At 64.4% G+C, this 26,182-nt stretch carries 27 protein-coding genes; 16 read left to right on the forward strand and 11 right to left on the reverse strand.

Annotation, left to right across the window (positions count from 1 at the left end; all coding sequences use genetic code 11):
• Nucleotides 1–13 precede the first annotated feature (13 nt).
• Complete coding sequence (locus TVB01_RS06480; protein WP_422455033.1) at nt 14–1,366, forward strand: MFS transporter; 1,353 nt, start codon at nt 14–16, stop codon at nt 1,364–1,366.
• A gap of 19 nt (nt 1,367–1,385) precedes the next feature.
• Here the strand turns inward: TVB01_RS06480 and purN are convergent, their stop codons facing one another.
• Nucleotides 1,386–1,982: a phosphoribosylglycinamide formyltransferase gene (gene purN, locus TVB01_RS06485; protein ID WP_422455035.1), complete on the reverse strand. Its 597-nt coding sequence runs from the start codon at nt 1,980–1,982 to the stop codon at nt 1,386–1,388.
• A 39-nt stretch (nt 1,983–2,021) separates the two neighbouring features.
• On the opposite strand from purN, the gene TVB01_RS06490 reads away from it, so the two are divergent.
• Both TVB01_RS06490 and TVB01_RS06495 read left to right on the forward strand, forming a co-directional pair.
• Nucleotides 2,022–2,465, forward strand: coding sequence for a hypothetical protein (locus TVB01_RS06490; RefSeq protein WP_422455037.1), 444 nt, complete (start codon nt 2,022–2,024; stop codon nt 2,463–2,465).
• 27 nt (nt 2,466–2,492) lie between these two features.
• Nucleotides 2,493–3,326, forward strand: a complete 834-nt coding sequence (locus TVB01_RS06495) for a hypothetical protein (protein WP_422455039.1) — start codon at nt 2,493–2,495, stop codon at nt 3,324–3,326.
• 28 nt (nt 3,327–3,354) lie between these two features.
• Here TVB01_RS06495 and TVB01_RS06500 read toward each other — a convergent pair whose 3' ends face one another.
• Together TVB01_RS06500 and TVB01_RS06505 are read right to left on the reverse strand one after the other, a co-directional pair.
• Nucleotides 3,355–4,677 carry a DUF6350 family protein gene (locus tag TVB01_RS06500; protein WP_422455040.1) on the reverse strand — a complete coding sequence of 441 codons (1,323 nt, stop codon included), beginning with the start codon at nt 4,675–4,677 and terminating at the stop codon, nt 3,355–3,357.
• Nucleotides 4,678–4,750: 73 nt separating this feature from the next.
• Nucleotides 4,751–5,497 carry a TSUP family transporter gene (locus TVB01_RS06505; protein WP_422455109.1) on the reverse strand — a complete coding sequence of 249 codons (747 nt, stop codon included), beginning with the start codon at nt 5,495–5,497 and terminating at the stop codon, nt 4,751–4,753.
• Between the two features lie 28 nt (nt 5,498–5,525).
• Here TVB01_RS06505 and TVB01_RS06510 point away from each other — a divergent pair, with 28 nt between their 5' ends.
• Together TVB01_RS06510 and TVB01_RS06515 are read left to right on the forward strand one after the other, a co-directional pair.
• Nucleotides 5,526–6,155 (forward strand): DUF1684 domain-containing protein, encoded by a 630-nt coding sequence (locus TVB01_RS06510; RefSeq protein ID WP_422455042.1) that lies wholly within the window; start codon nt 5,526–5,528, stop codon nt 6,153–6,155.
• Between the two features lie 45 nt (nt 6,156–6,200).
• Nucleotides 6,201–7,013: an MSMEG_6728 family protein gene (locus TVB01_RS06515; protein ID WP_422455043.1), complete on the forward strand. Its 813-nt coding sequence runs from the start codon at nt 6,201–6,203 to the stop codon at nt 7,011–7,013.
• Nucleotide 7,014: 1 nt separating this feature from the next.
• Here the strand turns inward: TVB01_RS06515 and TVB01_RS06520 are convergent, their stop codons facing one another.
• The 5 genes from TVB01_RS06520 to TVB01_RS06540 all read right to left on the reverse strand — a co-directional run bounded on the left by TVB01_RS06520 (nt 7,015) and on the right by TVB01_RS06540 (nt 11,071).
• A complete protein-coding gene (locus TVB01_RS06520; RefSeq protein WP_422455045.1) occupies nt 7,015–7,641 on the reverse strand; it encodes a hypothetical protein in 627 nt (208 codons plus the stop codon).
• A 257-nt stretch (nt 7,642–7,898) separates the two neighbouring features.
• Nucleotides 7,899–8,552 (reverse strand): DUF6318 family protein, encoded by a 654-nt coding sequence (locus TVB01_RS06525; RefSeq protein WP_422455047.1) that lies wholly within the window; start codon nt 8,550–8,552, stop codon nt 7,899–7,901.
• A gap of 281 nt (nt 8,553–8,833) precedes the next feature.
• A complete protein-coding gene (locus TVB01_RS06530; RefSeq protein ID WP_422455049.1) occupies nt 8,834–9,547 on the reverse strand; it encodes a hypothetical protein in 714 nt (237 codons plus the stop codon).
• Between the two features lie 190 nt (nt 9,548–9,737).
• Nucleotides 9,738–10,388 carry a DUF6318 family protein gene (locus TVB01_RS06535; RefSeq protein WP_422455051.1) on the reverse strand — a complete coding sequence of 217 codons (651 nt, stop codon included), beginning with the start codon at nt 10,386–10,388 and terminating at the stop codon, nt 9,738–9,740.
• A 134-nt stretch (nt 10,389–10,522) separates the two neighbouring features.
• Nucleotides 10,523–11,071, reverse strand: a complete 549-nt coding sequence (locus tag TVB01_RS06540; protein ID WP_422455053.1) for a hypothetical protein — start codon at nt 11,069–11,071, stop codon at nt 10,523–10,525.
• 436 nt (nt 11,072–11,507) lie between these two features.
• Here TVB01_RS06540 and TVB01_RS06545 point away from each other — a divergent pair, with 436 nt between their 5' ends.
• Nucleotides 11,508–12,953 carry a stealth family protein gene (locus TVB01_RS06545; RefSeq protein ID WP_422455110.1) on the forward strand — a complete coding sequence of 482 codons (1,446 nt, stop codon included), beginning with the start codon at nt 11,508–11,510 and terminating at the stop codon, nt 12,951–12,953.
• A 42-nt stretch (nt 12,954–12,995) separates the two neighbouring features.
• Here the strand turns inward: TVB01_RS06545 and TVB01_RS06550 are convergent, their stop codons facing one another.
• Complete coding sequence (locus TVB01_RS06550; protein WP_422455055.1) at nt 12,996–13,712, reverse strand: FadR/GntR family transcriptional regulator; 717 nt, start codon at nt 13,710–13,712, stop codon at nt 12,996–12,998.
• 211 nt (nt 13,713–13,923) lie between these two features.
• Here TVB01_RS06550 and eat point away from each other — a divergent pair, with 211 nt between their 5' ends.
• From eat to TVB01_RS06575, 5 genes are read left to right on the forward strand one after another with little or no spacing between them, the layout of a single operon-like run.
• Complete coding sequence (eat, locus tag TVB01_RS06555) at nt 13,924–15,357, forward strand: ethanolamine permease (RefSeq protein WP_422455057.1); 1,434 nt, start codon at nt 13,924–13,926, stop codon at nt 15,355–15,357.
• A 30-nt stretch (nt 15,358–15,387) separates the two neighbouring features.
• Nucleotides 15,388–16,755: a glutamine synthetase family protein gene (locus TVB01_RS06560; protein WP_422455059.1), complete on the forward strand. Its 1,368-nt coding sequence runs from the start codon at nt 15,388–15,390 to the stop codon at nt 16,753–16,755.
• Nucleotides 16,736–17,548, forward strand: coding sequence for a gamma-glutamyl-gamma-aminobutyrate hydrolase family protein (locus tag TVB01_RS06565; protein ID WP_422455061.1), 813 nt, complete (start codon nt 16,736–16,738; stop codon nt 17,546–17,548). The genes TVB01_RS06560 and TVB01_RS06565 overlap by 20 nt, the downstream gene beginning before the upstream one ends.
• Entirely contained in the window at nt 17,545–18,900 is a 1,356-nt protein-coding gene (locus tag TVB01_RS06570; protein ID WP_422455063.1) for an aldehyde dehydrogenase family protein, read from the forward strand. The genes TVB01_RS06565 and TVB01_RS06570 overlap by 4 nt, the downstream gene beginning before the upstream one ends.
• 20 nt (nt 18,901–18,920) lie before the next feature.
• The gene (locus tag TVB01_RS06575) at nt 18,921–19,712 is read left to right on the forward strand and encodes a 3-oxoacyl-ACP reductase (RefSeq protein ID WP_422455065.1); all 792 of its coding nucleotides are present in this window, start codon (nt 18,921–18,923) and stop codon (nt 19,710–19,712) included.
• An 83-nt stretch (nt 19,713–19,795) separates the two neighbouring features.
• Here TVB01_RS06575 and TVB01_RS06580 read toward each other — a convergent pair whose 3' ends face one another.
• Nucleotides 19,796–21,445, reverse strand: coding sequence for a catalase (locus tag TVB01_RS06580; RefSeq protein ID WP_422455066.1), 1,650 nt, complete (start codon nt 21,443–21,445; stop codon nt 19,796–19,798).
• A 140-nt stretch (nt 21,446–21,585) separates the two neighbouring features.
• Here TVB01_RS06580 and TVB01_RS06585 point away from each other — a divergent pair, with 140 nt between their 5' ends.
• A complete protein-coding gene (locus tag TVB01_RS06585; RefSeq protein WP_422455068.1) occupies nt 21,586–22,014 on the forward strand; it encodes a pyridoxamine 5'-phosphate oxidase family protein in 429 nt (142 codons plus the stop codon).
• A gap of 12 nt (nt 22,015–22,026) precedes the next feature.
• Here the strand turns inward: TVB01_RS06585 and TVB01_RS06590 are convergent, their stop codons facing one another.
• On the reverse strand, nt 22,027–22,923 hold the full coding sequence (locus TVB01_RS06590; protein ID WP_422455069.1) for a phosphodiesterase: 897 nt from the start codon (nt 22,921–22,923) through the stop codon (nt 22,027–22,029).
• A 240-nt stretch (nt 22,924–23,163) separates the two neighbouring features.
• On the opposite strand from TVB01_RS06590, the gene TVB01_RS06595 reads away from it, so the two are divergent.
• The 4 genes from TVB01_RS06595 (at nt 23,164) to TVB01_RS06610 (ending at nt 26,178) form a co-directional block, all read left to right on the forward strand.
• Entirely contained in the window at nt 23,164–23,748 is a 585-nt protein-coding gene (locus TVB01_RS06595) for a hypothetical protein (protein WP_422455070.1), read from the forward strand.
• Nucleotides 23,749–23,849: 101 nt separating this feature from the next.
• On the forward strand, nt 23,850–24,152 hold the full coding sequence (locus tag TVB01_RS06600) for an urease subunit gamma (RefSeq protein ID WP_422455071.1): 303 nt from the start codon (nt 23,850–23,852) through the stop codon (nt 24,150–24,152).
• Nucleotides 24,153–24,160: 8 nt separating this feature from the next.
• Nucleotides 24,161–24,481 (forward strand): urease subunit beta, encoded by a 321-nt coding sequence (locus TVB01_RS06605; protein WP_422455112.1) that lies wholly within the window; start codon nt 24,161–24,163, stop codon nt 24,479–24,481.
• The gene (locus tag TVB01_RS06610; RefSeq protein WP_422455072.1) at nt 24,472–26,178 is read left to right on the forward strand and encodes an urease subunit alpha; all 1,707 of its coding nucleotides are present in this window, start codon (nt 24,472–24,474) and stop codon (nt 26,176–26,178) included. Before TVB01_RS06605 ends, TVB01_RS06610 begins: the two co-directional genes overlap by 10 nt.
• Nucleotides 26,179–26,182 lie beyond the last annotated feature (4 nt).

Here is a 26,182-nt window from a genome sequence, read left to right on the forward strand (position 1 = left end):
AGAGGCGCCACCCATGACGACAACGCATGCCCTGCCCACGGGTGACGAGGTAGTCCAAAACCTTCCCTGGCGCTGGCGCGTCCAGGGGCGGATCTTCCTCATTGGCGGGCTGGGCTTCATGTTCGACGCCTGGGACGTGACCCTCAACGGCGTCCTGATCCCGCTGCTCTCGAAGGAGTGGGGCCTGGTCCCCGCCCAGGCAGCCTGGATCGGTACGGCGAATCTGTTGGGGATGGCGATAGGCGCCTTCCTGTGGGGCTCCATTGCGGATGCCATCGGCCGCAAGCGGGCGTTTACGGCGACGCTGCTGATCTTCTCGATCTTCACTGTGCTGGGGGCCTTCGCACCGGACATCGCCTGGTTCTGCGTTTTCCGTTTCCTGGCCGGGGTTGGGCTGGGCGGCTGTGTCCCGGTGGACTATGCGCTGGTCGGCGAGTTCACTCCCCGGAAGCAGCGCGGGCGGGTCCTGACGGCGATGGACGGCTGGTGGCCGGTAGGCGCTGCCCTGTGCGGTGTCACCTCGGCGTTCATCATGGCCACCGTCGCGGACTGGCGGTGGACCATGCTCATCATGGTGGCCCCGGCCCTGCTGGTTTTCTGGGTCAGGCGTTCCGTGCCGGAATCGCCGCTGTTCCTGGTCCGCAAGGGCCGCACAGAGGAAGCCCGGTCCGTCATTAACGACCTGATCCAGCGCACGGGCGGCACGCAGACGGAATGGCGGATCCCCGAGGCGGAGCCGGCACCGAAGTTTTCCCTTCGGTCCATGGGCAGCCAGCTGGGCGAAGTCTGGCGGACCAATCCGAAAAACACTGTCACGGCCTGGTCGCTGTTCGTCACCATCCTGCTCGTCTACTACCTGGCACTCCAGTGGATGCCCAAGATCCTGGTGGATGCCGGCTACGCCGAGTACAAGGCGTTCCTGACGACGTCCGGCATGGCCGCCGTGGGACTGCTGGGCGTCATTGCTGCTGCACTGCTGGTGGAGCGGGTGGGCCGGAAGTGGCTGCTGGCTGTCACGGGTCCCGCTGCCGCCGCTTCGCTGGTGGTCGTCGCCCTGGTGGTGGACGTACCCGCTGCGGCGACGACGTGGCTGCTCATCTACGGTTTTGTGGTGCAGGTGGCCATCCCGGTGCTCTACACCTATGTGTCCGAGCTCTATCCAACCCAGGTTCGTGCCAGCGGCTTTGGCTGGGCCTCGACGGCGTCCCGGGTGGGAGCCGGGTTCGGGCCGCTGCTGTTTGTCTCGGTGCTGTGGCCGTACCTTGGCCTGCCGCTGTCCTTTGCCCTGGCCGGTGTGCTGGTACTGCTGTCCGTCCTCTGGATGGCCAGGTTCTCACCGGAAACCCGCGGCGCGGCACTCGACTAGCGGCCGGACCGGAGCCGCTTCATCGGGGGCTAGGTGTACTGAGCTGCGGGAGCCCGTCCCGGCTGATCTTGCGCAGTGTTTCGAGGAGGAGCCGGCGCTCCTGCACCTTGATCCGCTCATGCAGGCTGTCTTCGGTATCGCCGTCGAGCACCTCGACTGCCGCCTGGGCGAGGATCGGGCCGGTATCGACTCCGGCGTCGGCAATATGGACGGTGCAGCCCGTGACTTTCACGCCGTACGCCAAGGCGTCGCGGACGCCGTGCGCTCCGGGGAAGGACGGCAGCAGCGCCGGGTGCGTGTTCACGTAGCGCCCTTCGAAGGTTTCGATGAAATGCTCGTCGACAATGCGCATGAATCCTGAGGACAGCACCACGTCGGGCTGATACGAGGCGACCTTGTCGGTCAGCGCACGGTTCCAGTCGGACCGGACGGGATAGTCCTTGAAGTTGACGACGAAGGTCTCGTAACCTGCCGCGGCTGCGCGCTCGACGCCGTAGGTTCCGTTCCTGTCCGCGCCGACGGCTGAGATCTCGACGTCGAGCTCCCCCGCCGCAACGGCGTCGAGCACGGCCTGCAGGTTCGAGCCGGTGCCGGAAACCAGAACAACAATTCGCATGTGTCAACCTTAAGTCCAAGCGTCGCCTAGGCTTAATCCATGAACAACGACGGCCCTCCACTGCAAGCGCGACCGCCGTTCCCCCCGGCAACCCGCAAGCCGGAACCTACCGAGGCACAGTCCAAAGAGGCACGGTCCTACCTGTGGGTCTTTATAGCACTGCTCACCGGCATGCTGCTCAGTTCGGAACTGGCCCTGCCATGGAAGCTGCTCCCCCTCGCCTTGGGCATCGCCGCCATGGTGGTTGGCATCATGACCATGGTGAAGATCGTCCGCTATGGGATGCACCGCATGCTGCGCGTGATTGTTTCCATGGGCCTGGCCGCCACGGCGTTCATGACGCTGGGCCTCGCGGCCATGGTGGCTCTGTGGCCGATGACCGCACGGTATGAAGCGTGCATGCAGTCGGCGCTGACCGTCCAGGCTACGGAAAGCTGCCTGAAGGACTACACGAGTTTCGGCGGAATGCTGCCGCAGCCCTAAGCGGCTGGGATGGGGGCGAACCTGATCATGAGCGCTGATGCACCGAGCCTGTTCGGAGTGCCGCTGGCCGAAACGGCAGAGCCGGTCGAGGCAGACCTTATTGCCCTGGCGTATGCCCCGGACCAATCCGTCCTCCAGGCAAAAATCCCGGACGTGCTCAGCGGCTGCTCAGAACTTATCGGCATGGCCCTGAAATCCAGCGGAGAGGTTCCCGCAAAGGAGCTGACCTTGAGCGAGTCCATAGACCAGGCGCTCAGCTCCCTGCACCTTGCCCGGTATCACGCCGCGCTCCAGGTCCTGCTGGCCCTCAGGCAGGGGAACCCGCAGACGGACACCGAAGCGGTGCGCGCTGCGACAAGCCGAGGAGCCGTCCTGACCTCGCTCATCATCTCCGCCCAGCTCTGGGAAGCGGCCCCTGACGGCGGCGGTACCCGGCTTTGGAGCAGGGACCATCTTGAGGAGCGCTACTCGGAACGGCTGGGGGCTGTGCTCGAGGCGAGGCCGCCTCTGGGTCAACTCCAGCACGGGTGCACCTACGACATCCCCCAGGCACCCATTTCCGACCAGGGCCTCGAGCCGGAGTCCGCACGCAAGACACGGACGCTCCGCCGGCGCCTGGAAGCTGTTGCCTTCCGCTTCAACACGTCGCTGAGCCAGCCGCGGCCCGACACCTACTACGAGCTCTCGAACCTCCATGAGCTGATCATCCACCTGCGCCTGCACCAGACCAGATTCGGCAGTCCGTCCCGGCCGATGAAGCCGGTGGCGGATATGGTCGCCGCTGCCGGTTCGAACATCATGACGGCGTTCCTCCATCACCGGAAAGAGGAGCTAGAGAGGGACATGGAGGCGCAGCGCTAAGCCTCCCGGCTGCTCCCGCGGGCACCGCCTAGGTTCGCACGCCGCCAAGCGCGTCCACTGCTGGGCGCCGGGACTTCTCCCGCTCCAGCCACGGGCCTGCCGCGTAGCCGATGACCGTGCCGACGGCCACCTCGGCCGCAATCCACATTCCGGTCCACAGCGGATCGGGGCCCACCTCCACGAACCGTCCGATACCGAGTGAGCCCCGCGAGAGAAGCGCAGCACCTGCTGCAAAGAGCCCGGCGACGATTCCGATGATGCCGCCGAGGCACACTGTCGAAACGGTGGCTGTGAACCAGCGTGCATCTACCTTGATCGCGAGCCATTCATCGAAGTGGTTTTCCCCTTCCCGCAGGAACCACCAACCGGCGAGGACTCCTGCTGCAACCGGGATGAGCAGGGCAGCGTAGGCGAATTCCAGCTGCCCGCCAGGGAGCGCTGCGAGCACCGGAAGCGCGGGCAGCGGCCCTACGGTGGTTTCCAGCGGGCTGATCGTGCTTCCGGTGCCGAGGCTGAAGCCGGCGCCTGATGCCCACGCAAGAGTCCAGGCCACGAGGTTGGGAAGCAGGCCAAGCTGCCCGACGGTGAGGACAACGCCGCCGATGATTCCGGCGTCGAGCCTCTGGTAGACCGCCGCCATCTGGGTCCAGTTCATGGCCAGTGCTGCGACCAGGAGCAGGGCAGAAAGGCTCACCGCCGCGGTGACGCCCACGGCTCCGGCACGGACCGCGGCCCAGAGGTAGGAGCCGGCCCAGCGCGAATGCTGGCTGGTGCGGGCGATCCAGTCGGTGAGGTCGACGCCAATCAACCTGACCCAGGAGCCGGCCTCCTGCCGGGCCCCGATGATGACGCCCAGGCCGGCCGCGATGAGGGGGACGAGCCCGCCCGCCACGAGCGAGATGCTCACGTCTTCATTGCCGGAGAAGTAGGCTGCGGCGACTCCGAGCACGGCGTAGGTCCCCAGGGCACCAAGCAGGGCCTGCCACAGTTGGTCGGTGTAGGAGGCCCGGGCCAGGCGGCGTCCTGCCCTCCAGCAGAGGAAAAACGGAATGAGGGTCAAGCCGAGCGGGATGAGGGACAGCAGCCCAGTGCTCTCTTCCGGGCCGATGGTTCCAGCCGGCAGGCTCAGGGTAAGCGGCACTCCGTGCAGCAGGAGCCAGGCCTGCCCGCTCAGCCGTGCCAGCGACGCGTAATCCCGGTCGGAGAACCCGTTGGCGGCCCAGACCCCGGTCAGGGGCAGGATGACGACGAGGGCAGAGAGCACAGCGGCCTGCCCCAGTTCGAACATTCCCTGCAGCCACAGCGGCATGGGCAGAACACCCGGCTTTTTCGGGCGCTTAAAGAGTTTCATCGCTCTCTATCGTGCCATTGGGGACCGGCGGCACGGCTCAGGCGCCCGGCGTGAGTCGGTGCTGGCCAGTCCCCTACCCCAGGAGATCGAAGATGCCCTTGACCATCGCCGTCGCAGCGCCGAGAAAAGCGATGACGATGACTGCGAAGCGCACATGGTCATCCCGAAGGTGCTTCTGGAGCCGCTCCCCGGCATAAATCCCGCCGACGATCATTGCGGCAATCAGCGTCCACGCCAGGAAACTGAACGGAGGCATCTGCGACGGATCCATGGTGAGCTTCACGGCCAGGGTCACAGCGGCAATGGTCACGAAGAACGGCTGCAGCGTGGCGGCAAACGGCCGCTGCGGCCAGCGGGCCATCACGGCATACGCGCTGACAGCTGGACCGCCCACCCCCGCAACGGCGTTGGTGACCCCGGACGCGAACCCGGCCACGGCCTTGGCAGTATTGCCCTTGACCACCACGGAATTGCGCGCCAGGACAAGCGATGCTCCCAATGCCACCAGGACTACAGCCCCGACAATCACCGCCATCGGGGCCGCGGGAAGGAACACCGCAGCCATCGAAGCGGGAATGCTGCCGGCGACTGCGGGAATGGCCAGCCAGCGGTACATGCTCCAGTCGACGTCCTTCCAGACCCGGAACATGATGAGCAGCGACGACACCAGACCGCACACGTTGACCATGAGCACCCCCTCATGCGCGCCGAGGATGATGACCAGGAACGGTGAAATCAGCAGGGCAAAGCCAAGGCCCGCAATCCGCTGGGCCACTGCGCCCACAAAGATCGAAGCCAACACCACAATCAGAAGTCCCATAGTCACCCGAACACACTACGCTGGGCTCATGGCTTCCCCCGCTTCGGCACTCCGGACCGCAGACTGGCGCCGACACATGTTCGGCATTTACGACCAGGTGCGCCGGGCCGCGGAGGAGGAATCGCCGTCGGCCGCCCATTTCCTGTGGCGCCGCGAGCGGGACCGGTTGTTCGCTTCCCACCCCGCGTCGCCCCTCGGAGACGAGGCAAAGGCACGCTTCGAAGGGCTCACTGTCGCGCCCTACGATCCGGAACTCCGTTTCCAGGCAGCGATTGACGACGACGGCGCGGGCGAGCACCTGGAAGTTGCCACCGGTACCGACGGCACAGTCTACTTTGAACGGCTCGGGACCGTTTCAACGCCCGTGGGCGGGCTGGCCGTCTGGCGGCTGGCCACCTACGGGGGTGGACTTTTCCTGCCGCTGCGGGACGGACTGGCAGGCAAGCCGGACGGAACGTACGGAGGCGGCCGCTACCTTCTGGACACGATCAAGGGCGCCCATCTCGGGGAAGGGTCCGGCGATTCGCTGGTGCTGGACTTCAATTTTCTCTACAACCCGTCGTGCGCCTACGACGAAGCCTGGGCCTGTCCCCTGCCGGGTCCGGACAACCGCGTCACGGAACCTGTTTATGCAGGGGAACTGTATGCCGAGTACTGACCCCGGCCACGCTGCGCCCGAATCCGAGGCGTTCGGACTGACCTGATGCAGACGTTCCTCCCCTATGACAGCTTCGCCCGCAGCGCCAAGGTGCTGGATTCGCCGCGGCTGGGCAAGCAGCGGGTGGAGACCCTGCAGATTCTGCGGGCCCTGGCCGTGCCCGACTACGGCTGGCAGAACCATCCCGCGACGCGGATGTGGATGGGGTATGTGCCGGCCCTGACGTCCTACGGACTGGCGATGACGGACGCCTGGACGGGCCGCGGCTTTGCCGACACGGTCCGGAAGCAGCTGGTGGAGTTCGCACCCGAGGCCGACGGCGGCGACGTTGTCCTGCCTCCGTGGCTGGGAGATTCAGCCCTGCACGAGAGCCACCGTTCGAACCTGCTGGCCAAGGACGAAGCCTTTTACGGTCCGCTCTTTCCCGGTACTGCGCGGGCACTGCCGTATGTCTGGCCGGAGCCCGCATCCCTGGTGTTCCCGGCTGAACCCACGCGGAACGTGGTGTGGGTCGCCCGGCCGGTCCGTGGGCCTTCGGGGCCGGTCATCGAGTTGCCGATGCTCTCGGCCAGGGGAACCCCGGTGACCGGCAAGGCCGGACGCCAGCTGGAGCGTTTCCTCGATGTGGCGGAGGACGGCGATGCGGTGGCTCTGCTGGGGCCCGATCCGTCAATGCTGGAGCTGGGCAGTGTTGGTCCGGCTACCCTGACCAATGATGCTGCCCGGAGGGAGGTTTCCGTCTCGGGACGCGTTGCGCGTGCCGACTTCTCCTATCCCGCATTGCTGCAGGACCCGCGGACGTTCTTCGCGGTTCCAGCGCCGGCAGGGGTGGCTGGCCGGCAATTGCCTGCCCGGTGAGTCAGCAGCCAATCCCCGTTGGATTGACCAGGCAGTTGTCGGCAACGTTCCTGGACTCGGTCCGCCAGACACTGAGGACCTGTGCCGGTGACGTCACCTCCGCGCGTCCGTCAATCGGAATCAGAGGACCTCCGTTGACTGAATACTCTCCCGAGAAGAAAGTCGTCACCATCACCGGGAAGTCGCCGGTCTGCCCATAGACGTGGCTCGTTGCCGTCTGCTCGCCCCATCTGGACTCAGGCAGCGGGCCTCCCGGAACGGCTGCCGGGCCGTAGACCGAACCGTCACCGTAATCAAAGGTGTATTCCGTCGGCTCCACTGCAATGCGGATTTCCTGGCCCAGGAGATTCATCTCGAAGACCTGTCCGCTCGCCTCGACATAGACATTGGTATGGGCGCCCACAAGTGTGTGCGGGCTCGGCTGCAACACCATGGAACCGGCCGCAATGGGAGCCTCCTGGAAAGCCGTCAGTACCGCGTCGCGGAGCCGCTCCTCGAAGGCAGCAGGGTCTTCGGAATAAATACAGCTCGGCTGGGAGCCAATCCTTTTCCATTCGGGTTCAGGTACACCCTTGAACGCCGTCATCCACCACACCAGGCGTCCGTCAGGACCAGAATCACACGACATTCCGAAAACCCGTAGACACTCAAGATCTCCGTTGCTCTCATCAAAGCAGGCCAATTCGAACTGATACTGCATAGGGTCATCTGCCAGACCCACTTGAATATGCGACCAGGCTTTACTTACGGGGTCTTGATAATAATTAACTTCGCCTCTGACCGTCCCGGCCTCTCCAAGCTCGCCCTCAGCATTTCCTGCGGCAAGAACTAGTGGCATAAGTGCTAGGGAGACAAATCCGTTTAGCGCTCTTTGCCTGGCGGAGATCATGGCAGTTTTTTCATCGTCACAATGTCGTAGGCGATCCAGGAACCATCTTCATAGCGCCCGTTCAGGAGCTGAACGTATGTATCGCCCTCGCCAGCAGTCTCGATATGGCCTTCCGGCCCGTAAGACTGAATCGGGACCTGTGCAAACATGATCAAGGCCTGTCGCTCACCTGTTTCCGTCTGCGCGTATTCGGAGGCGATGGAATCAATCTCGATAAGGGAACCCGCAAGCCACTTGTCCCCCTCGTACCATCGCTCTAATGCTGAATATACTCCGTGGCACGCAGTGCAGTCGGGTCCGCTTATTGCTTTCATCGGCTCGACGTCACCTGTTTGATACGCATAGTTCGCTACTTCATACCAGTGCCGCGCGAAAGCAATCAGCCCCTCCTTGGACTCAACCTTCGCCTCCTCCGGCATCACCGGCAAAGGAACATTCTCCGCAGGACCCTCCGCCGAAGCAGGCTTGTAAGTCGCGGAAGGAGACGGCGACGGAGCGGGGCTTGAAGCCGTTTCGCTCGCCGAAGCACTCGGAGACTGCGCTGCATTGGCACCGGGATCCGGCGATTCCGAACACGCCGACAGCGCAACAACACCGGCAAGGGACAAGAAAACCGCAGCAGCACGGCGTCGATCGGCGAGACTGAACATCAAGAACCCCCGGGTTGGCTATCCAATGTGCGGTAGATGCTACTCAAACTGCCGCAAAGCATAGTTACTTATCCACAGGAAGCCACCGAAACGGGAGGAAAACTCGAAAATGCTGGAGCTGGGCAATGCTGGTGGTCCGGCAGCCTTAACCAATGATGCTCCCCGTCGGGAGGTTACTGTCCCGGGACGCGTTGCGCGTACTGACGTCTCTTATCCCGCGCTGCCCGAAAACCGCAAACATTTTCGCTGCTTCAGTTCTGCTTGCCGGTTGAGGCCTGAACTCAGCAGCCAATCCCCGTTGGATTGACCAGGCAGTTGTCGGCAACGTTCCTGGACTCGGTCCGCCAGACACTCAGGACCTGCGCCGGTGACGTCACCTCCGCGCGTCCGTCAATCGGAATCAGAGGACCACCGTTGACCGAATACTCTCCCGAGAAGAAAGTCGTCACCATCACCGGGAAGTCGCCGGTCTGCCCATAGACGTGGCTCGTTGCCGTCTGCTCGCCCCATCTGGACTCAGGCAGCGGGCCTCCCGGAACGGCTGCCGGGCCGTAGACCGAACCGTCACCGTAATCAAAGGTGTATTCCGTCGGCTCCACTGCAATGCGGATTTCCTGGCCCAGGAGATTCATCTCGAAGACCTGTCCGCTCGCCTCGACATAGACATTGGTATGGGCGCCCACAAGTGTGTGCGGGCTCGGCTGCAGCACCATGGAACCGGCCGCAATGGGAGCCTCCTGGAAAGCCGTCAGTACCGCGTCGCGGAGCCGCTCCTCGAAGGCGGCAGGGTCTTCGGAATAAATACATGTTGGCCCGCCTACCTGCTCCCAGACGGGCGCGGTAGTCGTGCGAAGACTCCTCTCCCATTGCACCACCACGCCGTCCGAGGCACTGCGGCATTCAGGAAGGGAGGGCAGGCACGCTATGTCACCGTCGTTCTCGTCAAAACACAGGAGCATGTAGCGGAAGACATACTTACTGTTAGTGAAAGGCACTTCCGCACTTGTCCATTTACCAGATGAGGGGTCCTGCACCCAGCGTGTTTCTCCCCGCACGCTTCCATCACCCCAATCAATGATGGGCGATTCTGCGAGAGGAGACACCTGGGATGTTTGGCTCCCGGAAGCGTACATCACAGCGACGAGAAGTAAGCCCTTAAGCCACATGCCGTAAATCGACGACATTTCACTCGCCAGTCGATTCCGCGATGTGGACGTACCACTCATCATTTTCGAATGAGAGTTCCATTATTTGGAGGAATGAAATCTCATCACCCGGCCGGGGATCTGGATTACCGGCCTTATCCCAGTACACCATGTCTCCTTGCTTTACAGAGATGAGGACTTGACGCCGCCCTTCAGACGTCAACTTATACTCAGAATCGAGTGTGATTATCTCGATTTCCCCACCTTCCAACCACCCACCTGTGCTGTACACGTCTGTTATGCCCCTGTAGAAGCTCTCGCATGCATAACAGTCTGGCCCGCTAACGGCCTTTACCGGTTCTACGTCACCCGTCTCGTACCCGTAGTTCACCAGGTCATACCAGTGCCTAGCGAAAGCAATCAGGCCTTCCTTGGACTCAACCTTCGCCTCCTCCGGCATCACCGGCAAAGGAACATTCTCCGCAGGACCCTCCGCCGAAGCAGGCTTGTAAGTCGCGGAAGGAGACGGCGACGGAGCGGGGCTTGAAGCCGTTTCGCTCGCCGAAGCACTCGGAGACTGCGCTGCATTGGCACCGGGATCCGGCGATTCCGAACACGCCGACAGCGCAACAACACCGGCAAGGGACAAGAAAACCGCAGCAGCACGGCGTCGATCAGCGAGACTGAACATCAAGAACCCCCGGGTTGGCTATCCAATGTGCGTAGATGCTACTCAAACTGCCGCAAAGCATAGTTACTTATCCACAGGAAGCCACCGAAACGGGAGGAAAACTCGAAAATGCCCGGGTCAGCCGTACAGCGAGATCAGTCAGTATTCCGCAGCGAAACCAGCATCCGCTTCACATCCCGGAACTCCTGCGAGTTCTCAAAGTCGGCTGCCTTCTGCAGATGCTGGGCAACGCTGGAACCTTCATCAGCTTGAACCGCCCCGGAGAACCGTCCACCGCTTGCTTCCGTCAGTCTGAAGTAATCAAAAAGCCCGCAGGCAACTGCTTCGGGAGTCGGAACCGGCCCGCTGACCACCGCATAGGTCACCTGTGCCCCCATACCCGGAGCAGGAGACACCGACCGGTACACAAAACGCTGCTCCGTGCCGTCTGCTGACTCCAGTTCGGGCATCGGCTGGGCGTCGTATTCGACATAGGCAGGAGGCTGCTCCGTTGGAAGACAGACCAGGTCAGTAATGACGCCGGTGTCCAGCCCGGCGATCAGCCGCCCGCCGCCGTCGCGCACCTCCAGGGACACACCCCCGGCAGGATCATTGGCGATCGGGGCGATCTCTTCCACCGTCCAGTCAGAGCGGTGCTCGAACTCCAGGGAAGCGGCATCAACTTCATACCAGCGCCACGTCACGGGCTGCTCCTTGCTCTCCTGCGGCACTGCACAGGAGGACAGACTGAGCCCGGTCATTATTACTGCCGCAAACAGGGTGTTACGGTATTTCACATCGGCTCCCGGAAGTTTCCGCGTGCTCCAGTCAATGCTACGCATCCCCGGCAGCACCGCCCATAGTTCGGCGGTTCCCGGCATCCGATCGGCCCCAACCGGCCCGGCATGAGCCCGGAACCGGACACCGTGCAGCGCCGCACGCTTCCACCATTCACGTGTGCCCCAGCGGCACGACACTTCGGAGGCTCCCATTACCGACATCACAGCCGAGCACGACGTCTACTTCGGCACCCCGGAAGAAGGCCTCGAAGCCGAAGACCTGCAGACAGCGTCCCTCGCTGTCATTGAACGGGTGGAGCACCGTCCCAACGTCACCAAGATCAAGGGCCGGCTGACCCTGATGGACACCGGCCTGACGCCGCACCAGGCCATGGTCGAAGACCTCCTCTTCCTGCGCCGGGTCCTGGACGACGCGGGCCTGGACTACCTGCTGGTGCGCGGCAACGACGAGCGTCCCGTCATCGCCGTCGACGTCAGGCTCCGCGAGGAGCTCCGCCGGGCCCTGGTCGACGCATGCCGCGACGAACCGTTCTATTCGCGCAGCGTCGACACCGAGAAATCCCGGACACTGCTCATCGCCGACGGCGACCTGTCCCAGCACGAAAAGACCCGCATTTTCCGCATCTTCCGCCCCCGCGGAACCAGCGGAACGAACCTCGTCTTCGGGCCTTCAGCCGGAGTGCAGGTGGAACTCTGGGAACTAGGCGAGAAGGAAATCACCCTCCCGGTGGAGAACTCGCTGACCCGCCGTACCCTGCCGGCCTCCGAAGTGGTGCGCGGCAGCGTGGACAAGCACGGCCTGACCTGGCCGACCATCGAGAACATGTTCGCGGACCATGCCACTGACATCCGGTTCGACGTGGACCTGGTTTTCTCCTGGGTGGACGGCAGCTCCCCCGAATACCGGGCACGGCGCGCCGCCCTGATGGAGAATGCCGTCGTCGGCGAGGGCGACGACCACGAGGCCCGCTACCGGCAGATCAATGAACTCAAGTACGCCCTGCGTTCGGTGTACATGTTCGCGCCGTGGATCCGCCGCATCTTCATCGCGTCCGACTCTCCGCGCCCGGATTGGCTGGCAGACCACCCGTCGGTCACGTTTGTGCCGGCAACCGAGCACTTCCGCGACCCGTCCGTGCTGCCCACCTTCAATTCCCAGGCCGTGGAGTCCCAGCTCCAGCACATCCCCGGGCTCTCCGAACACTTCCTCTACTCCAACGACGACATGTTCTTCGGCCGCCCGGTGGGACCGGACCTGTTCTTCTCCCCCGGCGGCATCACCAAGTTCATCGAGGCCAGCACCCGCATTGGGCTGGGCGCCAACGATCCCGAGCGCAGCGGCTTCGAAAACGCCGCCCGGGTCAACCGGCGGCTGTTGTGGGAGCGTTTCGGAAGGGTCACCACCCGCCACCTCGAACACACAGCGGCTCCGCTGCGCAAAAGCGTGCTGGTGGAAATGGAGGCCGTGTTCCCGGAAGAGTTCGCCGCCACGGCCGCCAGCAGGTTCCGCGCCAAGGACAACATCTCCGTCACGAACTCGCTCTACCACTACTACGCGCTGCTGACCGGCCGTGCCGTCACGCAGGAAACCGCCAAGGTGAAATACGTGGACACCACGTCCTACCGGGGCCTGAAGTCCATGGACCAGCTCCTGACCAAGCGGAACAAGGACCTGTTCTGCCTGAACGACGGTTCTTTCCCCGAAGTCTCCACTGAAGAACGCACCGACCGCGTGACGGATTTCCTGGAAAAGTACTTCCCCATCAAGGCGCCCTGGGAAAACTAGCATCGAACGCGCGGCGCCGGGGCTGCCGCGGTCAGGACTCCGCTAGGTCAGGAAGCCGCGAAGCAGGCGCTCGGTGCCCTCCAAATGTGCGACGGCGGCAGCCTCGGCTGCGTCTGCATCGCCCTTGAGGATCGCTTCGGCGATTTCGCGGTGTTGCGCCTGGGAATGGTCCAGGTTGGTCTGGAGCAGCGGAATCCGGTCCAGCAGGTCACTGGTCTGTGCCCGTACGTCGGCAACAGCTGCCACAAGCCGGGAGGATCCCGAGAGTTCGGCCACGGCAATGTGGAACCTGGAGTCCTTGGGCCGGAAGGTGTCCGTGTTCGCCTGGTCCACTTCAGCCAGCGCCGAGAGCAGGTGGGACCTGGCCGCCGCGGTCAGTGTCGCCTCCGCGGCCAACCGCGCGGCAGCCGGTTCCACCACCCTGCGGAACAGCAGCACATCCTGGAGTTCGGCGGCGTCGCTGTCCGGTGAAAGGGCAGCCGTGCCCGGCAGCACCGTAGCGGCGAACGTGCCCCCGTACCGGCCCCGGCGGGACTGCAGGTAGCCCGCAGCCTGCAGTTCCGCGAGCGCGTCCCGCAGCGTCGCCCGGGAAACGCCCAGCTGCGCGGCGAGTTCCCGCTCGGGCGGCAACCGCGTGCCGGCAGCATAAATCCCCAGCTTCAGTCCCTGCAGCAGCCTTTCCACCGTCTCTTCGAAGGCATTCCGCCGCCGCGCGGACCGCGGCGCAAGTCCTGCCGAAGCGATGCTGGGGTCGTTCATGGAGCAAGCGTAGCTTCAAATGGATGGAATCAGACCAATGAAATGTTCCATCAGGCCCTTGACGGAACATATGAGCTGACAGCAGACTGGCCCCAGCTTCCCTATGGACTGAAATTAGTCCATTGCAATGCGTTTGCCTCTCCATCCGTGTACGGCGCTCCGTCAGCTCTTCCTGCGTTTCATCCGGTCCCTCTCCGAGAAGGAAAACGGCATGGCTAAATCCCGGGTCGACTACACCAAGGTCGACGCAAACTACATGAGCCACCGGCAGCTCAAGCGCGGCGCAGCAGGCTGGATCCTGCTGGCAGGCCTGGGCGTCGCCTACGTCATCTCCGGAGACTTCTCCGGCTGGAACCTTGGACTGGCCCAGGGCGGCTGGGGCGGACTGCTCATCGCCTTCGTCCTCATGGGCATCATGTACACCTGTATGGTCTTTGGCCTGGCGGAGCTGTCCTCCACCCTCCCCACCGCCGGAGCAGGCTACGGCTTCGCGCGCAGGGCGCTGGGCCCCCTTGGCGGCTTCGCCACCGGCATGGCGGTGCTGATTGAGTACGCGGTCGCGCCTGCAGCCATCGCCACCTTCATTGGCGGCTACATAGAAGCCCTGGGACTCTTCGGCCTCACCAACTCCTGGCCGGTCTATCTGGTCACCTATGCCCTCTTCATCGGCATTCATCTGCGCGGCGTCGGTGAAGCCCTCAAACTGATGTTCGTCATCACCGCCGTCGCGGTCCTCGCGCTTGTCGCCACCGTGGTGGGGCTGGTCCCGAAGTTCGACGCCGCGAACCTCTTCGACATCGTGCCCTCCAACGCCGCGGGGGCCAGTTCCTTCCTGCCGATGGGCATTGCCGGTGTCCTGGCGGCACTGGTCTACGGCATCTGGTTCTTCCTGGCCATTGAAGGTGTCCCCCTCGCCGCCGAGGAGACGGCCAATCCCACAAAGGACATGCCGCGCGGAATCATCGCGGCGATGGCCCTCCTGCTCGTCTTCGGCGCCCTGATGCTGGTGCTGGTGCCCGGAGCTGCCGGCGCCGAAGCCATGAGCACCTCGGACAACCCGCTGCCCGAGGCGCTGCGCATCGCCTACGGCGGCAACACGTTCCTGGCCGACTTCGTGAACTACGCAGGCCTTGCGGGCCTGGTGGCCAGTTTCTTCTCGATCGTCTACGCCTACTCGCGTCAGCTCTTCGCCCTTTCCCGGGCGGGATACCTGCCCCGCTGGCTGTCCCTGACCACCAAGTGGCGCACTCCGTACATGGCCTTGATCGTCCCCGGCACCATTGGCTTCCTGCTCGCCGCGTTTACCCGCGACGGCGGCCTGCTGATCAACATTGCGGTCTTCGGCGCCACAGTCTCCTACGTGCTGCTGAACCTCTCGCACATTGTGCTCAGGCGCCGCGAACCAGACCTCGCGCGCGGATACCGCACCCCCGGCGGTGCGTTCACGACCGGCGTCGCCCTCTTCCTTGCCGTGGTCGCCGTCATCGCCACCTTCGTGGTGGATGTGCTCGCTGCCTCGATCACCGCAGGGATTTTCGTGGCGGCACTGGCCTACTTCTGGTTCTATAGCCGGCACCACCTGGTGGCCAGCGCACCCGAAGAAGAGTTCGCGCAGATCGACCAGGCGGAATCGGAAATCAGGTAAGCGGTACTACGACCTCGGAGTGTGGAAAGCATGAAGCAGCAATCCCCCAACGGACTGGCTCTCGAAGAACTGCGTGACCTTGTCGCGGCCGGCAGCATCGACACCGTGATCGTGGCCATCACCGACCATTTGGGCCGGCTTCAGGGCAAACGCTGCGGCGCGAGGTCCTTCCTCGAGGACGTCTATCCCCACGGCGCCGAGGGCTGCAACTACCTGCTCGCCGTCGACGTGGACATGAACACGATCGAGGGCTACGAATCATCCTCCTGGGAAAACGGCTACGGGGACCTGGTCATGCGTCCGGACATGGACACCCTGCGGATGGTGCCATGGCTGCCCGGAACAGCCATGGTGCAGTGTGATGTCCTGCGCACCGACGGGTCTCCGCTGGCTCCCTCGCCCCGGCAGATCCTGCGCCGGCAGCTGGACCGGCTGGAAGAACTGGGGTACCGCGCCTACATCGGCACCGAATTGGAGTTCATCCTCTTTGACCACAGCTACTCGGATGCCTGGGACCGGGGGTACACCGGCATGCAGGCCTCCAGCCGGTACAACGTGGACTACTCGCTGCTGGCCACCTCCCGGCTGGAGCCGGTCCTGCGCGCCATCCGCACCGGCATGGAAGGCGCCGGGATGGTGGTGGAGTCCTCCAAGGGCGAGTGCAATTTCGGCCAGCAGGAGGTGACGTTCCGGTTTGACGAGGCGATGCGGACCTGTGACAACCATTCCTTCTACAAGACCGGAGCCAAGGAGATCGCCGACCAGCAGGGCAAGAGCCTGACCTTCATGGCGAAGTACAACGAACGGGAGGGCAACTCCTGCCACATCCACTTCAGCCTCCGGGACCTGGACGGCGAACCGGTGTTCCCAGGCGGGGGCGAACACGGTTTCAGCCCGGTCATGGAGCAGTTCATCGCCGGCCAGCTGGCAGCGCTGAAGGAACTCACCTATTTCCTGGCACCAAACGTGAACTCCTACAAGCGGTTCGTGGAGGGCAGCTTCGCACCGACAGCGATCGCCTGGGGCCTGGACAACCGCAGCTGCGCCCTCCGCGTCGTCGGGCACGGTGCGGGAATGCGTACCGAAAACCGCGTTGGCGGGGGTGACCTGAACCCTTACCTGGCGACCGCTGCCCTGGTTGCCGCGGCTATCCACGGCCTGGAGAACCGGCTGCCGCTGGAGGCGGTCACGGCGGGCAATGCCTACACCACCGGCGCCGACCGCCTGCCCACCACTCTGCGGGCGTCCCGGGACCTGCTGGCCGGCAGCGAGATTGCCCGCAAGGCCTTCGGAGACGAGGTCGTCACCCACTACGTGCACGCGGCCGACGTCGAGCTGGCTGCCTTTGACGGAGCCGTCACCGATTGGGAGCGCAAGCGTGGCTTTGAACGGCTCTGAGTCCGGCAGCGAACGCCCGGCCTTGCGAACCGGTCTTTCGAGGCGGCCGCTGATCGGCATCACCACCTACTACCAGCAGGCTGCCTGGGGAGTATGGAAAGGCAGTGCTGCACTTGTTCCCGGCACCTACGTTGAGGCGGTCACAGCGGCCGGCGGCAGCCCGGTCCTGCTCCCGCCGCTCGGAACCGAGACAGCCATCCTGGACGGACTCGACGGGCTGGTCACCTCCGGCGGCACCGACGTGGACCCGGCCGCCTACGGCCACGCACCGCACCCCAAGACCGTCAGCCAGCCGCAGCGGGACTCGCACGACTTCGCCCTGACCCGGGCAGCGTTGGAGAGGGACCTCCCCCTTTTCGCCATCTGCCGGGGAGCGCAGATCCTGAACGTCGTCCTGGGTGGAACGCTCATCCAGCACCTGCCGGACGTCCGCCCCGAAGTCGACTATCAGGCCACGCCCGGGAGCTTCGCCGATGTCACTTTCAGCACTGCGCCGGACAGCATCATCCGGTCCCTGCTGGGACCGGCCGCCAGCGCCCCCTGCTACCACCACCAGGGCATCGCCGAGCTCGGCCGCGGACTGCGGATCACCGCGGAAGCGCCCGAGGGGACGGTGGAGGCGGTCGAACTGCCGGGACGGAACTGGGTCCTGGGCGTGCAGTTCCATCCCGAACAGAATCCCGGGGACCTGCGGCTGTTCGAGGGATTCGTGGCCGAGTGCGCCAGGGTGCGCACCCAAAAGGACGGGACAGGCCTAACGAGGACACCCGAAGCGCAAGGAGCACGCCGGTGAGCACCACCATCCTGAATCCCGCCACGGAGGAGATCATCACCGCCGTCACTCCCCTGGGGCTGGCGGAAACCGATGCCGCCATTGAGGCCGCGGCACGGGCGTTCGAGTCCTGGCGCGCCACCGGCCCCTCAGACCGTGCCCGGCTCCTGCGGGGTTTCGCCGCCGCCGTGGACGCCGACGTGGAAAACCTCGCCGCCCTGGAAGTGGCGAACGCGGGGCACACCCTGGCCAACGCCCGCTGGGAAGCAGGCAACGTCCGGGACGTGCTGAACTACTACGCCGGCGCTCCGGAGAGACACACCGGCACGCAGATTCCCGTGGACGGCGGCATCGATGTCACGTTCCATGAACCCCTTGGGGTGGTGGGAGTGATCGTGCCGTGGAACTTCCCCATGCCCATTGCAGGCTGGGGATTCGCTCCGGCGCTGGCTGCCGGAAACACCGTGGTCCTCAAGCCGGCCGAGTTGACCCCGCTCACGGCCCTGCGGCTGGCCGAGCTGGCACGGGAGGCTGGCCTTCCCGAGGGGGTATTCCAAGTCCTTCCGGGCAAGGGGTCGGTCATCGGCGAGCGCTTTGTGACCCATCCGGCGGTGCGGAAAGTGGTGTTTACCGGGTCCACCGAGGTGGGCCGGGGAATCATGGCCGGGTGCTCCGCGCAGCTGAAGCGGGTCACGCTGGAACTCGGCGGCAAAAGCGCCAACATCATTTACGACGACGCCGACCTCGAGTCCGCAGCAGCCGCAGCCCCCGGCGGGGCGTTCGACAACGCCGGGCAGGACTGCTGCGCCCGCTCAAGGATCCTGGTGCAGCACCGGGTGTACGAACGTTTCCTTGAGCTCCTCGAGCCCCATGTCACGGGGCTGTCAGTGGGCGATCCGCGGCAGGCGGATACCGCCATGGGTCCCCTGATTTCCGCAGCGCAGCGGGACCGGGTCGCCGGATACGTAGCGGAGGACGACGTCGTGTTCCAGGGCAAGGCGCCGGCCGGCCCCGGATTCTGGTTCCCGCCAACAGTGCTCGCCCCTGCCCCGGACAGCCGCGCCCTCCGGGAAGAGATCTTTGGACCCGTGCTCGCCGTCGTTCCCTTCCGGGACGAGGAGGACGCCGTCCGCATTGCCAATGACTCCGCCTACGGGCTGTCCGGATCCATCTGGACCCGGGACCTGGGCCGGGCGCTGCGGACTGCACGCGCCGTGGAGGCAGGAAACCTCTCCGTGAACTCGCACTCATCGGTGCGCTACTGGACGCCGTTTGGGGGCTTCAAGCAGTCAGGGCTCGGCCGGGAACTGGGCCCGGACGCCCTGGATGCGTTCACGGAAACCAAGAACGTCTTTATTGCCACGGGCCGGTAACGGCCAAAGGAGGAAACACCATGCTGGATCCGGTCTCATCCACACCCCCTCGCCGGCTGGAAGGCCGTTCTGCGGTCATTACCGGGGGCGGCAGCGGGATTGGCCTCGCCAGTGCCCGCCGGCTGGCAGCCGAAGGGGCACACGTCGTCGTCGCGGACATCGATCCGGTCGCCGGGAAAGCTGCCGCCGATGAGGTCGGGGGCCTGTTCGTTCCGGTGGACGTGACCAATGAAGAAGACGTCAAGCGCCTCTACGCCATCACGCAGGAGACCTACGGGCGGGTGGACATTAGCTTTAACAATGCGGGGATCTCCCCTCCGGACGACGCGTCGATCCTGGACACCGGAATCGACGCGTGGCGGAAAGTGCAGGAGGTCAACCTGACCTCTGTCTTCTACTGCTGCAAGTACGCCCTGCCGTACATGCTGGAAGCCGGCAGGGGCTCCATCATCAACACGGCGTCCTTCGTGGCGGTCATGGGCGCGGCCACCTCACAGATTTCCTACAGCGCTTCCAAGGGCGGGGTCCTGGCAATGAGCCGGGAACTCGGCGTGGAATTCGCGCGGCAGGGGGTGCGCGTCAACGCACTGTGCCCCGGACCGGTGAACACTCCCCTGCTGCAGGAACTGTTCGCCAAGGATCCGGAGCGGGCCGCCCGCCGGCTGGTGCACATACCGCTGGGCCGCTTCGCCGAGCCGGAGGAACTGGCCGGAGCCGTGGCCTTCCTGGCCAGCGACGACTCCTCCTTCATCACGGCCTCCACCTTTATGGTCGACGGCGGCATCTCCGGCGCGTACGTCACCCCGAACTGACAGTTAAGTGGGGGGGGGGGGGGGGGGGGGCCCCCCAACCCCCCCCCCCCCCCCGTCGCACTGTCTTCTGGTTCCCGCCTCAGTTAACGGGTGACCACCACGTGCTCATTCGGCACGCAGTGGGTCATGGTCAGGCCCTCGACGTTCCGCGGACCGTTGGCACCAAGGTTCTTCATGCGGTCCAGCTCTTCCTCGTTCAGGGTCTGGGTGGGAAGCGGGCCCAGGTCCTTGATCTCAGCCAGCCCAATGCCCAGGCCTTCGCCGACCCGCGCGCCGAGTTCGTCGTCGCACATGTAGAAGTGCCAGAGCATGCGTTCCTGGACGGGACGTGCGGCCTGCGAGATGTTGTCGACGAAGTTCTTGACCAGGTCGTCCTTCTCCCACTGCTCCATCAGCTGGTACCGCTGTCCGGCCTGCATGTAGTCATTGGTGCGCTCGATCCTGGCGCGGGTCAGCCTCCCGTTCAGCTCCGGCCCCACCTCGGACGGGCCCTGCTTCGGAGCCTCCTGCACACCGCCGGTGATGCTGGGTTCGTAGTTGACGTGCGGGTTCTGGCCCGGGGCCAGGTCCGTGCCGTAGGACATCTGCCCGCCGCGCTGGTTGGTGGCCACGTTGGCGTTCTTGGCCGAGTTGACCGGCAGCTGCAGGTAGTTCGGCCCCACCCGGTAGCGCTGGGTGTCCGAATAGCTGAAGGTACGTCCCACCAGCATCTTGTCGTCGGAGAACTCCAGTCCGTCCACCAGCACACCGGTGCCGAAGGAGATCTGTTCGTTCTCATTGTGGTGGTCGGAGACGTTCCGGTTGAGCGTCATGGTGCCCACCAGCTGGGGCACGAAGTCCTGCTCAGGCCAGGTCTTCGTGTCATCGAGCGGATCGAAGTCCAGTTCCGGATGGTCGTTGTCATCCATCAGCTGCACGTACAGGTCCCACTGCGGGTAGTCACCGCGTTCAATCGCCTCATAGAGGTCCTTGGAGGCGTGGCCGAGATCGCCGGCCTGGATGTTGGCGGCGTCCTCTTCGGTCAGGGACTTCACGCCCTGCTTTGGCAGCCAGTGGTACTTGACCAGCTTGGATTCCCCGTCAGCGTTGACCCAGCGGTAGGTGTTCACGCCGAAGCCCTGCATGTGCCGGTAATCCGCGGGGATGCCCCGGGGGCTGAAGAGGTTGACCAGCATGTGCATGGACTCAGGGGTCTGTGACATGAAGTCGAAGATCCGGGCCGGTTCCTGGCGGAAGGTGACGGGGTCCGGCTTCAGCGAGTGGATCACGTCGGGGAACTTGATCGCATCACGGATGAAGAAGACACCGAGGTTGTTGCCCACCATGTCCCAGTTGCCGTCTTCGGTGTAGAACTTCACCGCGAAGCCGCGGGGATCCCGTGCGGCTTCGGAAGAGTCACGGCCGCCGATCACCGTGGAGAACCGGATGGCGACGTCGGTCTTCTTGCCGGGCTCGGAGAACAGTTTGGCCCGGGTGTACTTGGAAATGGGCTCTTCGCCCCACTTACCGGTCGCTTCGAACTCTCCGTAAGCCACGAACCCGCGGGCATGGACCACACGCTCGGGGATCCTCTCCCGGTCAAAGTGGCTGATCTTCTCCAGGAACTGGTAGTTCTCCAGCGTGGCCGGACCCCGGGAGCCCACGGTGCGGGTGTTTTGGTTGTCCGTGACCGGATGGCCCTGGCGGGTGGTCAGGTTCTGCTGTGCGGAGTACTGCTTTTCGTCGTCCGTCATCATGCTCTCTCTCGCTTGAGGTAAGTGCTGATCAGGTGGAATAGCTTCCGCACCCTACTCTTGTAACCTGTTGCGCCGCCGTCAACTTCGGAAGCCGCCTTACTGTGGCGGTAGGACGCGCGGCTTGACACACTGGGGTCATGACTAGCGAAGAGAAGCCTCCGGTTGTCGAGCTCACGGCCGAGGAATCCTGGAAGTACGTTGAAAAGACCTTTCACGGACGGATCGCGATGAGCGTTGCCGGAGAGCCTGATATTTTCCCCATCAATTACTACGCCCACGACGGGGTGCTTCTTTTCCGCACGGCACCGGGGAACAAGCTTGCGGAGCTGACGGTCAATTCCCACGTCGCCTTCGAGACCGACGGCATCATGAGCGACGAAGCCTGGTCGGTGGTCATCAAGGGCACTACCCGGGAACTCGAGCTTTCCGCTGAGATTGAGGAGGCCGAGAAACTCCCCCTGAAGCCCTGGGTGCGCACGCGCAAGAGCCGCTATGTGGAACTCACGCCGACTTCCATCACGGGACGTTTCTTCAACCTCGGCCCCGAGCCCGACGACGAGGACTAGTCAGCTGCCGGCCTAGGCGCTGCTCAGGGTACGGGCGTCCAGGATCCGGATTCCCGCGGCGTCCAGCCGGCGCCGGGTCTCTGTCTCATCCACCCGTTCCCCCACGGTGTCCCGCTCCTCCAGCGGAACCACGGAGTGGACTACGGAGTCCTCATACACGTGGATCATGTTGAACGCCTGGCCGGCGTCCTGTCCGCGGGTTCCCGGTGTTGCCAGGTCCTGGGTGTAGCACGTTGCCGACGCGACCGACACGGGAATCCCCGCGAAGGTGGTGAAGGTCGAATAGTGCAGGTGGCCGGCGATAATGGCCCGGACGTCCGTGCCTTCCACCGCAGCCGCCAAGTCACGCTGGTGGCGCAGTTCCACCAGGACCGTGAGGTCCTGGACGCTGGGGACGGGCGGGTGGTGAAGGGCCAGAATGGTTCCCTCTGCGGCAGGCGTGCGCAGCTGGGAGCGAAGCCAGGTGAGCTGAGCGTCGCTGAGTTCACCGTGGTGGTAGCCGGGGACAGTCGAATCCAGGGTGATGATCCGCAGCCCGTTGACCTCGTAGACACGGTCCATGGGAGCCATGCTCGGAGCCTCGTCCAGCAGGCGTTCCCTGAAGGTATCCCTCCGGTCATGGTTGCCCATGACCCAAATGACCTTTGCCCCCATCTGGTCGGCCGCCGGTTCCACAATCGACCGCAGCTGGGCGTAGGCCTCGGCTTCGCCCTTGTCGGTGAGGTCACCGGTGAAGATGATCGCCTCGGGCTTGCGTTCAGCGGCCTCCAGCCTCTCGAAGACGGCCTGAAGCTTCGCCTTGCTGTCCACTGATCCGTAGAGCGGGTCCGGGCCCGCCAGCAGATGGGTGTCGCTGAGATGGAGAATGAAATGTCGCGGCCGTGGATGTTCGGCCGGGAGGTAATCCATTGGTGACCTTCTCGTGTCGTCCAAAAGTCTTCTGCACGTATCTTCGGAGTGCTTGGTACCTGCTTAATCAAAGCAGAAACAAGGAGACGAAGGTAACGTGGCGGCGGTGTGTTGGGTTTGTGCTCCCAATGTCGCGGCCGGGATGCCCATGGCTTTGTCCTCGAAGTCTGGCGCCGTGTCCCGCACCGCCGTAGGCTCGGGCGTGAAACCGCTGACCGGCGCGACCCAGTTAGGACGACCATGAAACTCAGCCATATTCCACTGCGGCTTACAACCGGTGCCTACATCCTGAACTCGGGCCTTAACAAGCGGAACCTGGACGAAGAATCGGCGGCCGGCCTGCAGCAGATGGCGGGAAACGCCTTCCCCCAGGTCCTGGACCTGGAACCTGCCCGCTTCGGAAAGCTCTTGTGCGCGGCAGAGATTACTCTCGGACTCACCCTCATGACTCCTTTTGTCCCCAGCCGGCTCGCGGGCCTCGCGCTGGGCGCCTTCTCCGGCGGCCTGGTCACCATGTACCTCAAGACTCCCGAACTCACTGAAGACGACGGTTTCCGGCCTTCACCGGCCGGAGTGCCGTATGCCAAGGACGTCTGGATGCTGGGAGTCGCAGCGGCCCTCATCCTGGACACGAAGAACAAAAAGAAGGTCAAGGTCGTCAAGGTGCCGACGCCGGTGAAAACGGCAGCCGCGGCAGCAGCCATCAAGACCGCCAAGGATGCCACGGGCTCGACCACGAAAAAGGCTGCAAAGGCGGCCAAGACAGCGACGGCAGCCAAGGCCGCGAAGTCGGCCGCCAAAGCTGCCGCACCGGGCAAGAACTAGCGGAGGCCCCGGCAGCTTCCCTGCCCGGCGCCAGCTGCGGATGCAACATACCGGAAACATCTCCGTGACTTTCCGAAACATCGAGGTGGAACAATCCACCCATGTTCCTCACACCGTCGGACACGGAAAAACTGCTGCTGAGCGTAGCCGGTATGGTCGCCCGCGACCGGCGCGACCGGGGAGTCAAACTTAATTACCCCGAAACCGTTGCCCTTCTCTCCTGCTGGGTCATGGAACGCGCACGCGAAGGCGGACTGGTCGCAGACCTCATGAGCGAGGGACGCAATGTCCTGACCCGTGCCGATGTGATGGAAGGCGTCGCGGAGATGATTCCGGACCTCCAAATCGAGGCTACTTTTCCCGACGGACGCAAGCTCGTCACCATCACGGAGCCGATCTCATGAGCGCTCCCCTGATCCCCGGCGAAGTGCGCACCGCTGAAGGCACCGTGGAAATCAACGCCGGCCGGGAAACCCGGACCCTGGTAGTGGTGAACGACGGCGACCGTCCGATCCAGGTCGGGTCCCACTTCCACTTCGCTGACGTGAATTCATCGCTCTCCTTCGACCGGAGCGCCTCCGAAGGATTCCGGCTGGGCGTACCCGCCGGAACAGCTGTCCGGTTCGAACCGGGGGCGTCGCGCGAGGTGACGCTCGTCCGGCTGGCCGGCGCTGCCGCTGTGCCTGGACTCCAGATCCGCACCCCTTCCGAAGGAGCCCAGGCATGCAGGTGAGCCGGCGCGAATACGCCCACCTTTACGGACCCACCGTCGGAGACCAGATCCGGCTGGCCGATACCGACCTGTGGATCTCCCCCGAGCAGGACCTGACGTTTGGCGGCGACGAATCGGTGTTCGGCGGCGGCAAGAACATCCGGGAGTCAATGGCGCAGTCCACCCGGACGTCCGCTGAAGGTGCTCCGGACCTGATCGTCACGAACGTCGTGATCGTGGACCACTGGGGGATCGTCCGCGCCGACGTCGGGGTCAAGGACGGCCGGATCGCCGGGGTCGGAAAATCCGGAAATCCGGACATCATGGACGGGATCGACCCTGCGCTGGTGATTGGGCCCGGCACCGAGGTGATAGCCGGCGAAGGCAAAATCCTGACAGCGGGCGGCATTGATACGCACGTGCACCTGCTCGGAACCGACGCGCTGAGGGAGGCCCTTGCCTCCGGCATCACTACGGTGGGCGGCGGCGGCACCGGACCCGCTGAAGGGTCCAAGGCCACCACCGTCACTCCCGGTGCCTGGAACCTGCAGGTGATGCACCGGGCGCTGGACCATCTGCCGCTGAACTTCCTGCTTTACGGCAAGGGAAACACCGTCAGCCAGGCCGCGCTGGAAGAACAGGCGCTCGCCGGCGCTGCAGGTTACAAGGTCCATGAGGACTGGGGTTCTACTCCAGCTGCCATCGATGCAGCACTGACGGCGGCCGACCGCTGGGGCGTGCAGGTGGCGCTGCACGCGGATTCACTGAACGAAGCAGGCTACGTCCAGGACACCCTCGCGGCCATCAAGGGCCGCGGCATCCATGTGTTCCACGCTGAGGGAGCCGGCGGCGGGCATGCACCGGACATCATCACCGTGGCCGCCGCAGCCAACGTGCTGCCGGCGTCGACCAACCCCACGTTGCCGTTCACGGTTAACACCGTGGCCGAGCACCTGGACATGCTCATGGTCTGCCACCACCTGAATCCGCGCATCCCCGAAGACCTTGCCTTTGCCGAGTCGCGGATCCGCGCCAACACAATGATGGCCGAAGACGTCCTCCAGGACCTCGGTGCCATGTCCATCACCTCCTCAGACGCCCAGGCCATGGGACGCATCGGCGAGACGATAACCCGGACATGGCAGGTGGCCCACGTGATGAAGGACTACATGGGCGCCGCCGAATCCGCCCTGCCAGCAGACAATGAGCGGGTGCGCCGCTACATTGCCAAGTACACGATCTGCCCCGCCGTGGCGCACGGCATCGACGCCGAGGTTGGCTCAGTCGAGGTCGGCAAGATGGCGGACCTGGTGCTGTGGAACCCTGCCTTCTTCGGGATCCGCCCTTCGATCGTGATCAAGGGCGGTGCCATCGTGGCCGGGCAGATGGGCGATCCGAACGCTTCGCTGCCTACCCCGCAGCCGGTCTGGATGCGCGAAGCCCTCGCCGGCACCGCTACCTCCGCACCCCACCTCTCGACGTCGTTTGTTTCCCCCGACGCACTCCAGGACGGGCTTGCCGGGAAACTGGGACTGACCCGTTCGCTGACCGCCATCAGTTCCACCCGCAACGTCACCAAGGCTTCCCTGCCGAACAACACCGCCCTTCCTGACATCCAGGTCAACCCGGAGACCTTTTTGGTCAGCATCGACGGGCAGGTCATTGAGCCGGCGCCGGTCTCCGAGCTTCCCCTCACCCAGCGCTACACCCTGTTCTAGGCGG

The sequence above is a fragment of the Arthrobacter sp. 7Tela_A1 genome, from assembly GCF_049311065.1.
Classification (GTDB): Bacteria; Actinomycetota; Actinomycetes; order Actinomycetales; family Micrococcaceae; genus Arthrobacter_B.

Coding starts and splice junctions, on each gene's coding strand:
- TVB01_RS06525 (WP_422455047.1), bottom strand. CDS start 8,552: ATGTTCAGTCTCGCCGATCGACGCCGTGCTGCTGCGGTTTTCTTGTCC.
- TVB01_RS06550 (WP_422455055.1), bottom strand. CDS start 13,712: ATGAACGACCCCAGCATCGCTTCGGCAGGACTTGCGCCGCGGTCCGCG.
- TVB01_RS06480 (WP_422455033.1), top strand. CDS start 14: ATGACGACAACGCATGCCCTGCCCACGGGTGACGAGGTAGTCCAAAAC.
- eat (WP_422455057.1), top strand. CDS start 13,924: ATGGCTAAATCCCGGGTCGACTACACCAAGGTCGACGCAAACTACATG.
- TVB01_RS06545 (WP_422455110.1), top strand. CDS start 11,508: ATGGACACCGGCCTGACGCCGCACCAGGCCATGGTCGAAGACCTCCTC.
- TVB01_RS06575 (WP_422455065.1), top strand. CDS start 18,921: ATGCTGGATCCGGTCTCATCCACACCCCCTCGCCGGCTGGAAGGCCGT.
- TVB01_RS06500 (WP_422455040.1), bottom strand. CDS start 4,677: ATGAAACTCTTTAAGCGCCCGAAAAAGCCGGGTGTTCTGCCCATGCCG.
- TVB01_RS06495 (WP_422455039.1), top strand. CDS start 2,493: ATGAGCGCTGATGCACCGAGCCTGTTCGGAGTGCCGCTGGCCGAAACG.
- TVB01_RS06515 (WP_422455043.1), top strand. CDS start 6,201: ATGCAGACGTTCCTCCCCTATGACAGCTTCGCCCGCAGCGCCAAGGTG.
- TVB01_RS06600 (WP_422455071.1), top strand. CDS start 23,850: ATGTTCCTCACACCGTCGGACACGGAAAAACTGCTGCTGAGCGTAGCC.
- TVB01_RS06610 (WP_422455072.1), top strand. CDS start 24,472: ATGCAGGTGAGCCGGCGCGAATACGCCCACCTTTACGGACCCACCGTC.
- TVB01_RS06505 (WP_422455109.1), bottom strand. CDS start 5,497: ATGGGACTTCTGATTGTGGTGTTGGCTTCGATCTTTGTGGGCGCAGTG.
- TVB01_RS06595 (WP_422455070.1), top strand. CDS start 23,164: ATGAAACTCAGCCATATTCCACTGCGGCTTACAACCGGTGCCTACATC.
- TVB01_RS06535 (WP_422455051.1), bottom strand. CDS start 10,388: ATGTTCAGTCTCGCTGATCGACGCCGTGCTGCTGCGGTTTTCTTGTCC.
- TVB01_RS06560 (WP_422455059.1), top strand. CDS start 15,388: ATGAAGCAGCAATCCCCCAACGGACTGGCTCTCGAAGAACTGCGTGAC.
- TVB01_RS06585 (WP_422455068.1), top strand. CDS start 21,586: ATGACTAGCGAAGAGAAGCCTCCGGTTGTCGAGCTCACGGCCGAGGAA.
- purN (WP_422455035.1), bottom strand. CDS start 1,982: ATGCGAATTGTTGTTCTGGTTTCCGGCACCGGCTCGAACCTGCAGGCC.
- TVB01_RS06580 (WP_422455066.1), bottom strand. CDS start 21,445: ATGACGGACGACGAAAAGCAGTACTCCGCACAGCAGAACCTGACCACC.
- TVB01_RS06490 (WP_422455037.1), top strand. CDS start 2,022: ATGAACAACGACGGCCCTCCACTGCAAGCGCGACCGCCGTTCCCCCCG.
- TVB01_RS06520 (WP_422455045.1), bottom strand. CDS start 7,641: ATGTCGTGTGATTCTGGTCCTGACGGACGCCTGGTGTGGTGGATGACG.
- TVB01_RS06590 (WP_422455069.1), bottom strand. CDS start 22,923: ATGGATTACCTCCCGGCCGAACATCCACGGCCGCGACATTTCATTCTC.
- TVB01_RS06510 (WP_422455042.1), top strand. CDS start 5,526: ATGGCTTCCCCCGCTTCGGCACTCCGGACCGCAGACTGGCGCCGACAC.